The sequence below is a fragment of the Actinomadura rubrisoli genome (genome assembly GCF_004349215.1).
Taxonomy (GTDB): Bacteria; Actinomycetota; Actinomycetes; order Streptosporangiales; family Streptosporangiaceae; genus Spirillospora; species Spirillospora rubrisoli.
Genome location: NZ_SMKU01000075.1, coordinates 18,858 through 30,660, shown reverse-complemented (window position 1 = coordinate 30,660; position 11,803 = coordinate 18,858). Strand labels below are relative to the sequence as shown.

The window sequence follows — 11,803 nt, the reverse complement described above, 5'->3', positions numbered from 1 at the left end:
GGGGCGGGACGCCCGGGGGGTGGCCCCGGGGTCCCGCTTCCCGAGCTTGACGTCCTGCACTCAGCCGCTCTTCTCGGCCGTCTGCTGGATCTTGTCCAGGACCTTCTTCGGGTCGCTGCCCGCGACGGAGGTGCCGAGGCTCTGCTTGACGGCACCGGCGACGGCCGACCACGCCGGGTTGCCGGTGGGCGCGAACTTGGAGGTCGGCAGCGCGTCCACGAACAGCTTCATGTACGGGTCGGAGCTGAGCGCGTCACCGGCCGACTTCGTCACCGGGAGGAAGCCCTCCTTGGTGAGGAACTTCGCGGTGTTCTCCCGCTGGTAGAAGAAGTCCAGGAACTTGGTGACGGCCTCCTTGTTCTTGCCGTCGTTCTTCTTGAACGCGGCGAGGACGTCCATCACGCCGAGCGTGTTGTGCTCCGAGCCGCTCTTGCTCGGCAGGGGCGCGACACCGAAATTGAGGCTCTTGTTGACGGGGTCGATGAATCCGGCCTTGGTGAACGGGCCGCCGATCGCCATTCCGATCCGTCCCTGGGCGAACTGGTTGAACACCGTCTTGCGGTCGGTGGTCTCCGGGTTCGGCTGGGTCAGGCCGGACTTGGTGAGGTCCTTGAGGAAGGCGAGCGTGTCGATGTTGGGCTGCTGGTTGATCGTCCACTTGCCGGACGCGTCGACCCAGCCGCCGCCGTTGTTCATCGCCCAGGAGTAGAACTCCGCCTGCGCCTCCTCGGGGCCGAGCGGCAGGCCGTAGCCGATCTTGCCGCCCTTCTTGATCTTCTCCGCGGCCGTCTTGACCTCGGCCCAGGTCTTGGGCGCCTCGGCGATCCCGGCCTTGCTGAAAAGGTCCTTGTTGTAGAACAGCAGCCGCGCGCTGGAGATGAAGGGCAGGCCGTACTGCTCGCCCTTGTACTTTGCCTGCTCGATGAACGTCGGCGTGAAGTCGCTGAGGACGGCGGGCGACACGACCTCCGACGCCTTGTAGATGAGGCCGTCGCGGGCGAAGTCGGAGAACGCGTTGTAGTTGAGGATGTCCGGGACCTGCTTCGTCTGGACGTAGGTCTTCACCTTGGCGTCCATCTGGGTCCAGTCGACCATCTCCAGCCGCACCTTGTAGCCGGAGTTCTTGGCCTCGAAGTCCTTGATGAGGCCGTCCCAGTAGGGCTTGGTGTTGGCGTCGTAGGTCGCCGCGACGAACGTGATGTTCTTTCCGTCGGAGCCGCCGTCGTCCGACGAACTGCCCTTGCCGCATCCACTGGCGCCGAGGGCCATCGTCAGGCCCACCGCGATGGCGCCCATGAGGTGCCGTTTCATCTGTCCCCGCCTTCTCCGGCTCGCACGTGTCGACGCTCGGGCGCGTCCGTGCCGACTTGGTTCCGCATGTTCCGCCAACACCCCGAACCGTCCGCGCGTCCGTCGTGCCGCGCGGCGGCTTGGCGTGGTCCCCGCAGCTGGACGGTCTCGGGCCCGCCCGGCTTCCCCCTTTCGCGCATGAAAAATTGTGCGCGGTGCGTGTGCTCACTGAGCACAAACGCGCGTGGCCCCGAAGATAAAAGCTGGTCCGTACCAGTTCAAGAGCTGAATTCCGCAAGAGTCTTAACTGTTATGCGAAGCCGGAACTACGCCGTTCTGGTCCGGTTCCCACGCTGGGGTGGTCTGGTCGAGTCGACATGCGCGTTCGGATGTTCACTCTGAGCACACGCCTAGTCGGGCCGTCCGGCGCGGCTCAGGAGGCGGACGCGCATGGGGCGCGCCGGGCTCGGGGGGCGCTTGGGAGGGCCCTCCTCATGGTGCTGGCCTGGGGGCTTGTTTTGCGAACCTTTGTGCGGGTAATCCGCCGCCGTACCCGATCAGGCGGCGAGGTGAAAGCGGCATGAACTTCCGGACGGGCCTCGCTGTCGGCGCGGGCGGCTACCTGGCCGCGCGCTCGGCGCGGCGGACCGGGCGCCGGCTGGTGGCCAGGATCGTCGCCCGCTACGAGAAGCGGCTGGAGCGATCCGTCCGGCGGCTGACCGCCGAGGCGGAGCACGGCGGCCCGCTGGCCCGGGCCGCCCTGGCCGGAGCCAGGGCCCTGTACGAAGGCAAGTCCCCGGCCCGCGCGTTGCTCAGCGCGGGATGGACGGCGCTGAAGGAGACGCTCGCTCGACTCTTCGGCGGAGGCCGGAGAGGCAAGCTCACCACGATCGTCGAGCAGATCGACGTCGGCGCCCCCCGGCGGCTCGTCTACGACCAGTGGACGCGGTTCCAGGACTACCCGTCCTTCATGAAGAAGGTCGAGAGCGTCGAGCAGGCGTCCGAGGAGAAGCTGAACTGGAAGGCGCGGATCTTCTGGTCCACCCGCACGTGGCAGTCGACCATCGTCGAGCAGATCCCCGACCGGCACATCGTCTGGCGTTCGAAGGCCCGCAAGGGCCGGGTCGACGGGACGGTCAGCTTCCACGAGCTGACCCCGAACCTGACGCGTGTCCTGCTCGTCCTGGAATACCGCCCGCGCGGCCTCTTCGAGCGGACGGGCAACCTATGGCGCGCCCAAGGCCGCCGCGTCCGGCTGGAGCTGAAGCACTTCCGCCGCCATGTGATGACACGCTCGCTCGCGCGCCCTGGGGAGGTCGAGGGCTGGCGCGGCGAGATCCGTGACGGCGAGGTCGTCACAACCCCCTGAAACGACATCGGAGGTAACACGAATGAAGCGCGGCAACCGTACGGGTGTGCTGCCCGTCGGCAAGATCACGAAGCGGCTGCCGGTCGGCGGCCGCAAGCGCCGGACCCCGGACCTGAGCCGGATCACCAAGAGCCTGCCGAACGGGCTCTCCAAGGGACGCTCCAGCAAGCTTCCGGGCGGGCTCCCCGGCGGGCTCCCCAGCGGACGGACCGCCGGGACCGCCGGCGGCGTCCTGCTCGGCGCCGGCGCGGCCGTCGCCGCGGGCCGGGCGCTGAGCCGCCGCGGCAATGGAGGCGACGACTCGGAGGAGACGACGCCGAAGGAGACGAAGGCGAAGTCGAAGGGCACGAAGGCGAAGGGCGCGAAGTCCGAGAACGTTGAGGAGACGCGGTCGGAGTCCGGTGACGGCAACCCCGTGAAGGGCCTGTTCGGCGGGGTGACCGAGACGATCGGCAAGGCGCTCAAGGGCGGCGGCGGCAGCGGCGGCGGCAAGAAGGTCAAGGTCACCAACATCGTCGAGCACACCGACATCGGCGCGCCGCGGCGGCTCGTCTACAACCAGTGGACGCAGTTCCAGGACTACCCGTCCTTCATGAAGAAGGTCGTCAGCGTCGACCAGGCCGAGGATGGCAAGCTGAACTGGAAGGCGAAGATCTTCTGGTCCAGCCGGACCTGGGAGTCCACGATCGTCGAGCAGGTCCCGGACGAGCACATCGTCTGGCGCTCCAAGGGCTCCAAGGGCCACGTCGACGGGACGGTCAGCTTCCACAAGCTCGCCCCGAACCTGACGCGCGTCCTGCTCGTCCTGGAGTACCACCCGCAGGGCCTCTTCGAGCGGACGGGCAACCTGTGGCGCGCCCAGGGCCGCCGTGCCCGGCTGGAGCTCAAGCACTTCGGCCGGTACGTCATGACCCAGTCGCTCACCCACCCCGACGACGTCGAGGGCTGGCGCGGCGAGATCCACGACAGCGAGGTCGTCCGGACGCACGAGGAGGCGCTCGACGAGGAGAAGCGCGCCCGCAAGGAGAAGGACGCCAAGGAGTACGAGGAAGCCCGCTGACGACCACCGCCCCGGCCGCCGCGCCACGGCTTCGTTCGTCTCGCCACGGCTTCGTTCATCGCGGTGCGGCTTCGTTCGTCTCGATACGGCTTCGTTCGTCTCGATGCGACGGTGGGCGGGATCGAGCATGTCCGCGGCGGTGGCGGCCGGAAGGGCGTCACCGCCCGCGTGCTGCTCGCGTTCGACCAGGCCAGGCTTTCCGCCGCCGCCGCCGCGTCAGCGCTCAGCGGCCAGGCGGACGCCCAGGCCGATGAACAGCCCTCCCGTCGCGACATCGAGGCGGCGGCGGGCCGCCTGGCGGCGGCGCAGCCAGGCGCCGATCCGTCCGGCGAGGACGCCGACCGTGCCGTCGACGATGAATTCCAGGGTGATCAGAATGGTGCCGAGGACGGCGAACTGGAGCCAGACGTGTCCGAGCTCAGGGGCGATGAACTGGGGCAGGAACGCGATCGTGAAGGTGACCATCTTCGGGTTGAGCAGGTTGGTCAGCAGGCCGTTGAGGTAGGCGCGGCGCCCCGACACCCCGCCTTCGGCCGCCTCGTCGCCCTGGACGTCGTTGCGATGCCGGATGGTTCGCACGCCGAGGTAGATCAGATAGACGGCACCGGTGATCCGCACGACGGTGAAGGCGACCGGCACCGCCGCGAACAGAGCGGCGAGCCCCGCCGCCGCCACGGCGATGTGGACGGCCTCGCTCGTCGCGACCCCGGCCGTGGCGAGCAGCCCGGCGCGCGGTCCGCCGCGCATGCCGCAGCCGAGGATGAAGAGCATGTCCGGTCCCGGGACGATCATCGCAACGGCCGAGGTCAGGACGAACGCCACGAGAAGGTGCTGATCGATCGGCATCTCGTGATCGTCCCATGCCTGTCCTCACAGGCCAACGTCAGATGGGATCGCCCGCCGGCCGAGTGGGAGCGGAGCCTGGAACCGACCGGCGTCCGAGGCCCGGCGCAGCTACTTGAGGGGCACGCGGCCGCGCACGGTGGTGCCCGTTTCCCGTGCCGAACGGATCTCCAGACAGCCGTCGACCGCCTCGATCCGGTCGCGCATGTTCCGCAGCCCCGAGCCCGGGTCCGGGTGGTCTGAGCTTGTGCTGGACGTGGACACGGGCGTGGCATGGTGTGGGGCGAAGCCCGGGCCGTCGTCGGAGATCGAGAAACGCAGGGCGTCGTCGTCGCAGGCCAGGTGGAGCCGGGGCGGGCGTCCGGGGGCGTGTTTCATCGCGTTCTGCAGGGCCTCCAGGCAGCAGTAGTACACGGCTGCTTCGATCTCGGGCGCGAACCTTCGTCCGGTCGTCTCCGGGGCCGCCTCGAACTCCGGCGGGACGGGGAGCCGGGCAGCGTGTGCCCGCAGTGCCCGGACGAGGCCCTTGTCGGCGAGGATCGCGGGGAAGATTCCGCGCGCGAGGTCGCGGAGCGTCTCCAGGGCCGTCTCGGTGTCGCGTCCCAGCTCGTCCAGCAGCTTGCGGGCGGCGGGGGACGCGTCGTCGAGCAGTCCGCGTGCGAGGCTCACCTTCGTCGCTATCGCCAGGAGGTGCTGCTGGGCGCCGTCGTGCAGGTCGCGTTCCAGGCGCCGCCGTTCGGTGTCCTGCGCGGCCACGAGCCGTTTGCGCGACGCGCGTAGTTCGGCGGCGCGGGTGACGTCGCGGAAGGCGATCGTAGCGTGCGCGGCCAGATCGGCCGTCAGGGCGGCGTCTCGTTCGGTGAGGGGGTCGCCCGGCGGCTTGGTCACCGTGATCACCCCGAGCAGGTCGCCCTGGTCGCGCACCTCCGCGGTCGCGTCCGCCCAATCGAACCTGGGGAGGACGGGACCGTTCAGCGTCAGCGGCCCAGCCGGGTGGGGTGACCGCGCCCCGACGGAGTGCGGAAGCCCATCGGAGGCGGGGGAAGGTCTGGTGGAGCCGGGGGCGGTGGCGGCTCGGTGGAGTCGGTCGCCTATTTTCATCCAGACGTCTACGCGGGACGCGCCTGTGGCATCTGCCAAAGCGCGCGCGAGTGAGGGCAGGAACTTCTCAAGGGGCGCGGACGAAGCGAGTCTCTCGGAGAGGTACGCCAAGGTCTCGTACGGTGTGGCCCTCACTCCGTGGATGAGACGGTCGGCGATCTGCTTCGCGCGTGTGCGCACCCCGCCGAACCCCAGCGCGGCGATGGCGGTCGCGACGAGCGGGAGCAGGGGACCGCCACCGGCATGGGGACCTCCATCGGCCTGTGTTCCGATGAGCGATCCGACGCCGACGACCACTGCGACGTATACGGCTGTGATGAACGCGGCCAGCGTCGCGCAGACGATCGTCCTGCGCAGGACGGCGTCGATGTCGTAGAGCCGGTACTTGGAGATCGCGACGCCGATCGCGATCGGGGTGCCCACACCCAGCACCATGACGGAGCTGAACCACGGCTCGGGGTACGCCACGGGATGTAGGAACTGGACGGTCACGGCCGCGGCTCCGAGGGCGATGCTGAGCCCGAACCACGTGAGCTGCTGTCGTTCGTCCCTCCCCGCCCGGCGCCGGCGGCCACGGCTCGCCGCCGCCGACATGAGTGAGAGCAGGGCGAACGCGCCGCCGGGCAGGGCGATGAGCAGGACGTCCGAGAGGCCGTTCACCTTCGGCCCGAAGGAGCGGAAGTCGGAGTCCGCCGTCACGATCGAGAAGCAGACCGCGGCCGCGGCCAGGTCCGCGGCCGACAGCCAGGCGACCGCGCGCCACAGCCGGGAAGGGAGCCGGCCGTCCGGGAAGAGCAGGGGGAGGAACGTTCCCGAGGGGAAGACCGCGAAGACCCAGATCCAGGAACCGACCCAGCTCGCCATCTCACCGCCCGGGAGCGCGCCAGGGCGGGTGAACAGCGTGTAGACCGTATAGGACTGGGACAGCCCGGTCGCCGCTATCGCCACGCCGATGCAGCTGAGCAGCCACCCGATCGGATTGGACGGCAGCCGTAGCGCCACGACCGCCCCTACCGCCGAGAACGCCACCGACATGACCGAGGTCCCGATCGGGTACGCCAGGCCGAGCCCGGCCGCGTCCGTCCCGTTCTGGACGGCGAGCAGGAGGTTCGCCGAGGCGAGGACCACGGTGACCAGCCACAGCAGGTGCCCGGCCTGCCGGGCCATCCGCCTCCGTATCCGCGCCCGCGTTCCGGTGGTTATCCGCCCTGCTCCCAGCGTCCATATCCCGATCGGTGTCCTGGTCCGCATCCCCCTGCCGATTTGCATTTGCCTTCTGTCCCCCGCAGTTGGCTTCCGGTCGGCGTCCGCATTCGCATTCGCGTTTCGCGCCGTCTCTTGACCCGCATCAGGGCTCAGTTGGGAGCGAGGAGGCCCTCGTCGTCCAGGAATAGGAGGACGGCCTTCACCCGACGATGCACCACCGGCTCTCCGGCGATGCCCAGCTTGGAGAAGATGGCGTTGATGTGCTTCTCGACCGCGCGCAGTGACACCGCCAGCTCTGTCGCGATGCGCGCATTGTTCTTGCCCTCGGCCATCAGGGCGAGGACCTCGCGCTCCCGTTCCGACAGCAGGTTCAGCGGCGACCCGGCCGCCCGGCGCCGCTCCGCCAGCAGCGCGCCGACCACCTTCGGGTCGAGCGCCGAGCCGCCCCGCGCGGTGTCCTCCAGGGCACGGACGAGCTCGTCGACGTGCGCGACCCGCTCCTTGAGCAGGTAGCCGAGGCCCTCGGCGCTCTCGCCCAGCAGCTCGTAGGCGTAGTCGCCCTCCGCGTGCTGCGACAGCACCACGACGCCGATGTCCGGGTGGTCGCGGCGGATGGCCTTGGCCGCCCGGATCCCCTCGTCGGTGCCCGTCGGCGGCATCCGGATATCGGTCAGGACGGCGTCGGGGCGGTGCTCGTCCACGGCGGCCAGGAGGCCCGGCAGGTCCGCCGCCGTCTCGACGACCTCCAGGCCGTCGACGCGCCCGAGCAGTGCCGTGACCCCTTCGCGGACGAGGTAGTCGTCGTCGGCGAAGATCACCCGCAATGGCATGGCAGCGATGATATGTCCCGCCCGTATTGGTGGACGCACCACCGTCCGTGGGCGGATTCACGTCGGACGATGTGATGCGGCCAGGCTCGTCCGGCGGCCTCCTGGTTCGTAGCAGATCCGGGCGCAGCGCGGGCCTCGCGCCGTTGCGAGGCCCGCACGAGGGTGTCGTGCCAAGGCGAGGGTCAGTGAACCGGCTTCTTGGTGGACGTCGGCAAGGGGATGGCGGTGAAAACGCCGTCCGGGTCGTACCGGGTCTTGGCCGCTAGAAGGCGGGCGGTGTTCGGGCCGTACGCGTGGGCGATCTGCTCGTGGTCGTCGGGTCCGAGCAGGTTGGCGTAGCCGCCGGGCAGCGCCAAGGGCTTCAGGGACGCCGACACCCGGTCGGCCCAGGCCCGGTGCCGCTCGGGGCGCCGGTCGTCCGGCTCCCAGGACGCGATGATCTCGATGACGACGTGCTCGCGGCGGATGCCGAACGCGGTCGACTCCAGCGGCACCCGGCCGGGCGCGCCGTGGAAGTGATGGAAGACCAGGAAGGACGCCGCCGAGGTCCGGGCGATGCCGGCCTCGATCAAGGCGGCGTTCACGTCCGCGCCGAGCGTCGCGACCGTGCGGGTGCGGATCGCGTAGTGGCGCCCTGGGACGATGCGGGAGTCGAAGAGGCGGAGCAGTTCCGGGTACGACATGGGTCCCACCTGTGCCGACAGCGGGGTACCGAGGCTCTGCAGCTTGTCGATGTATCTCGCGCCGTCCTCCAATGGGCCGCTCCAGGCCGGTGACAGGAACAGCGTCGGCTCGCCGTTCTCGTCCGGCAGGACACCGCTCTGGACGGTCAGCTCGTCCGGCAAGGACGGCAGGAGCCCGGCGAAGCCCTGCAAGACGTCGGACGCCTGCGACCACGGGAAGACCAGGAAGCCCACCAGCAGGGCGTCCAGCGGATGCATGCGCACGCGCATCGAGGTGACGACTCCGAAGTTGCCGCCGCCTCCGCGCAGCGCCCAGAACAGGTCCGGCTCGCGGGTGGCGTCGGTGACGACGCGCCGGCCGTCGGCGAGGACGACCTCGGCGCTGAGCAGGTTGTCCAGCACGAGGCCGAACCTGCCGCTCAGCGGGCCGTAGCCGCCGCCGGTGAGGATGCCAGCCACGCCGATCTCGCCGACCGTGCCGCCGGGGGTGACCAGCCCGCGCGGTGCCCCCGCGTCCATCACGTCGGCGGACGTGGCGCCGCCGGAGACCGTCGCGACGCGCTCCACCGGGTCGACCGCGACGCCGCGCATGGTGGACAGGTCGATGACCACGCCGTGGTCCCGCAGCGCGCGGCCGGCCCAGTCGTGGCCGCCGCCGAGGACGGACAGCGGCAGGTGAAGCGCCCGCGACACGCGGATCACCGCCGACACCTCGGCCGCCGTGCGGCAGCGGACGATCGCCAGCGGACGGTTCGTCACCGCCTTGTTCCAGATCTCCCCGTACGCCGCGCGGCGACCGTTGCCCGGGACATAGATCTGTCGCGGCGCGATCTGACCGGCCAGGGCCTTCGCCACGGCCAATGTATCCGTACTCATCGTTGACTCCTTCTCACCCGCCGCCCCCGGACAGGTGAACCCAACGATTGAGCCACGCTCGGTCTACGCGGACAATGGCAGCGGTGAATCCGTCTACACGAGCCCTGGGAAATGCGGACATCGTCCATCCCGGTGGAGCCAGAGGCCCGCCAACGACATCGGACGTTGGCGGGCCGGATGGGTCAGCGAGTTTCGATGAAGGTGTTGGTGACCCTGTCTTGAGGACAGTAGGTGGTCGACGTCTCGCCGACCGGCTTCCACGGCCCGTAGCCCATGATGGTGCCCACGCCCGGGATGTGGTGGGTGTAGAAGCAGACGATCCGGTGTTCTCCGGTGCCGCCGAGGCAGGTGCTGGACGCGATGCTGAAGTTGAAGCCGACGCTGCACTGTGTCGGGCTGGCTGAGGCGGGTCCCGCCATCGCGGGGACGGCCGTCAGCGCACCGAGGGCCACGACTGTGGCTCCGATCGCTTTGCGCGAGAGAAACGTCACAGGTCCTCCTGAGGTACATGAGCGGTTGCTCGCCCACTGTTCGCCCAAGGCGGCGCTGTGGATCGTCACCATGCTCCACGGGTGTGGTGCCCTCGCCTGCGCAGGGGGAACCGATGACCAGACGACACGACCGGAACACGTTCCGGCACCTGCCGGTGTGTGAGTCAAAACACCTCACCCGGCCCTGACATGGATGATTGACAGAAATTCGACTAAGTCGAGTTTGCGCCTACGGTCACATTCGTCCGCCGCTCTTCGTCGTTGGAGCGGTTATCCGAATCTCAGTTAGGCGGATCATGACGCAGACATCCCGGCGCCGATGGCTCGCACTCGCGCTCCTCGCGGCCACTCAGTTCGTCCTCGTGCTCGACGCGTCCATCGTCGGCGTCGCCCTCCCGTCCATCGGGGAGGACCTGGAGTTCGCGCTCGAGGATCTGTCCTGGGTCGCCAACGCGTACACGCTGACGTTCGGCGGCCTGCTGCTTCTCGGCGGACGGACCGCCGACCTGGCCGGACGGCGGCGCATGTTCATGGTCGGCATGAGCCTGTTCGCCGCGACCTCGCTCGTCGGCGCGCTGTCGGTGAACGCCTCGATGCTGGTCGGGGCCCGCGCCGTCCAGGGAATCGGCGCCGCGCTCGTCGCCCCGGCCGCGCTGTCGCTGATCATGACCATCTTCGCGGCGGGGCCCGAGCGCAACAAGGCCCTGGGCGTCTTCGGCGCGGTGGCCGGGGCGGGCGGCGCGGCCGGGTCGGTCCTCGGCGGCGGGCTGACCGAATGGCTCGGCTGGGAGTCCACGTTGTACGTCAACGTGCCGATCGGCGCCCTGGCGATCGCGTTGTCGCCCTGGCTGCTGCCCGAGGCGAAGGACCCCGGCGCCCGCGGCTTCGACCTGGCCGGTGCGGTGACGGCCACCGGCGGGCTCGCGCTGCTGGTCTACACGCTCGTCGACGCCGACAACGCCGGCTGGGACTCCGCCCGGACCCTCGGGCTGGGAGCGCTGTCGCTGCTGCTGATCGCGCTGTTCTTCGTCATCGAGGCCCGTGCCGCGCACCCGCTCGTCCCGCTGGGGGTCTTCCGCCTGCGGGCGCTGCGCGGCGCCAACATCGTCGCCCTGCTGAGCACCATGGCGATGTTCCCGCTGTTCTTCTACATGACTTTCTACATGCAGCAGGTGCTGGGCTACGGCCCGGTCAGGGCGGGGCTGGCCGCACTGCCGCTCGCGCTGACGATCGCGGTGACCGCGGGGGCGGCGTCGGCACTCATCACCCGGATCGGCGTCAAGGCCCCGATGGCGGCCGCTCTCCTGGTGACCGCCGCCGGGCTGGCCTGGTTCTCCTGCATGTCGGTCGACGGGAGTTTCCTCGTGGACGTCCTCGGCCCGTCCATCGTGATCGGTGTCGGCAGCGGCCTCGCATTCGTCACCACCACCATCGGGGCCACGTCGGTCACCCGCCAGGAGCAGGCCGGCCTCGCGTCCGGGCTGTTCAGCACCGCCCAGCAATTCGGCGGCTCGCTCGGCCTGGCGGTCGTGGTCGCGATCGCCACTGCCCGTACGACCCACGTCCTGGAGGACGGTGAGCGCGTCGCCGCCGCGCTCACCGAGGGCTACCAGATCGGCATGCTGGCCGCCGCGGGGGTCGCGCTGGTGGCGGGACTTCTGGCCATCGTGCTGATTCCGGGCCGTCCGGTGGCGAACAAGAGCCAGGACAGGGCGGATGCCGCTGATCCCGTCCGGGTCTGACTCGTTCTTCCTCCCAGCCAGGCGTCAGCCGAGGTCGATCGCTGTTGACGGCACCGTACGGCGGCGCGGCGCGAACGGTGCAAAGGATCTTGCCGCTCGGGCATTCCGCTTTAGCATCCGAGAATGACCAGGCCCGTAAATTGCAGTTATGTGGCCGATAATGGCCATCGAGGTGTGGGTAATCGACTTGTGCGGCGCTCATGATCTTTATAACCATTGAGGTCGAGTGGCGGACACGTCTCCAGGGGGTCTGACGGGCGTGCCGGCCACCAGGACAGCGCGCCATGCGCTTCGTTCGATCTTCGGGGGACA

The 11,803-nt window shown here is 69.5% G+C and carries 9 protein-coding genes; 3 read left to right on the top strand and 6 right to left on the bottom strand.

Going from position 1 to position 11,803, the window contains the following annotated elements:
- Positions 1–60: 60 nt before the first annotated feature.
- On the bottom strand, positions 61–1,311 hold the full coding sequence (locus E1298_RS16695) for an extracellular solute-binding protein (protein WP_131894193.1): 1,251 nt from the start codon (positions 1,309–1,311) through the stop codon (positions 61–63).
- Positions 1,312–1,870: 559 nt separating this feature from the next.
- Between E1298_RS16695 and E1298_RS16690 the strand changes: the two genes are divergently transcribed.
- Positions 1,871–2,659 carry an SRPBCC family protein gene (locus E1298_RS16690; protein ID WP_131894191.1) on the top strand — a complete coding sequence of 263 codons (789 nt, stop codon included), beginning with the start codon at positions 1,871–1,873 and terminating at the stop codon, positions 2,657–2,659.
- Positions 2,660–2,681: 22 nt separating this feature from the next.
- On the top strand, positions 2,682–3,719 hold the full coding sequence (locus E1298_RS16685; protein WP_131894189.1) for an SRPBCC family protein: 1,038 nt from the start codon (positions 2,682–2,684) through the stop codon (positions 3,717–3,719).
- A gap of 216 nt (positions 3,720–3,935) precedes the next feature.
- On the opposite strand, the gene E1298_RS16680 is transcribed toward E1298_RS16685, so the two are convergent.
- The 5 genes from E1298_RS16680 to E1298_RS16660 form a co-directional block, all read right to left on the bottom strand.
- Positions 3,936–4,565 carry a LysE family translocator gene (locus tag E1298_RS16680; protein ID WP_131894187.1) on the bottom strand — a complete coding sequence of 210 codons (630 nt, stop codon included), beginning with the start codon at positions 4,563–4,565 and terminating at the stop codon, positions 3,936–3,938.
- Between the two features lie 108 nt (positions 4,566–4,673).
- Complete coding sequence (locus tag E1298_RS16675) at positions 4,674–6,830, bottom strand: sensor histidine kinase (RefSeq protein ID WP_131894185.1); 2,157 nt, start codon at positions 6,828–6,830, stop codon at positions 4,674–4,676.
- A gap of 188 nt (positions 6,831–7,018) precedes the next feature.
- On the bottom strand, positions 7,019–7,693 hold the full coding sequence (locus E1298_RS16670) for a response regulator transcription factor (RefSeq protein ID WP_207944669.1): 675 nt from the start codon (positions 7,691–7,693) through the stop codon (positions 7,019–7,021).
- 188 nt (positions 7,694–7,881) lie between these two features.
- Positions 7,882–9,258, bottom strand: coding sequence for an FAD-binding oxidoreductase (locus E1298_RS16665; protein ID WP_131894181.1), 1,377 nt, complete (start codon positions 9,256–9,258; stop codon positions 7,882–7,884).
- A gap of 182 nt (positions 9,259–9,440) precedes the next feature.
- The gene (locus tag E1298_RS16660; protein ID WP_131894179.1) at positions 9,441–9,749 is read right to left on the bottom strand and encodes a hypothetical protein; all 309 of its coding nucleotides are present in this window, start codon (positions 9,747–9,749) and stop codon (positions 9,441–9,443) included.
- A gap of 296 nt (positions 9,750–10,045) precedes the next feature.
- On the opposite strand from E1298_RS16660, the gene E1298_RS16655 reads away from it, so the two are divergent.
- Entirely contained in the window at positions 10,046–11,491 is a 1,446-nt protein-coding gene (locus E1298_RS16655; protein ID WP_131894177.1) for an MFS transporter, read from the top strand.
- Positions 11,492–11,803: the final 312 nt, after the last annotated feature.

Bases quoted from the DNA above. Each gene is read 5' to 3' on its own strand.
- E1298_RS16695 (WP_131894193.1), bottom strand. From the start codon at position 1,311: ATGAAACGGCACCTCATGGGCGCCATCGCGGTGGGCCTGACGATGGCC.
- E1298_RS16690 (WP_131894191.1), top strand. From the start codon at position 1,871: ATGAACTTCCGGACGGGCCTCGCTGTCGGCGCGGGCGGCTACCTGGCC.
- E1298_RS16685 (WP_131894189.1), top strand. From the start codon at position 2,682: ATGAAGCGCGGCAACCGTACGGGTGTGCTGCCCGTCGGCAAGATCACG.
- E1298_RS16680 (WP_131894187.1), bottom strand. From the start codon at position 4,565: ATGCCGATCGATCAGCACCTTCTCGTGGCGTTCGTCCTGACCTCGGCC.
- E1298_RS16675 (WP_131894185.1), bottom strand. From the start codon at position 6,830: ATGGCCCGGCAGGCCGGGCACCTGCTGTGGCTGGTCACCGTGGTCCTC.
- E1298_RS16665 (WP_131894181.1), bottom strand. From the start codon at position 9,258: ATGAGTACGGATACATTGGCCGTGGCGAAGGCCCTGGCCGGTCAGATC.
- E1298_RS16655 (WP_131894177.1), top strand. From the start codon at position 10,046: ATGACGCAGACATCCCGGCGCCGATGGCTCGCACTCGCGCTCCTCGCG.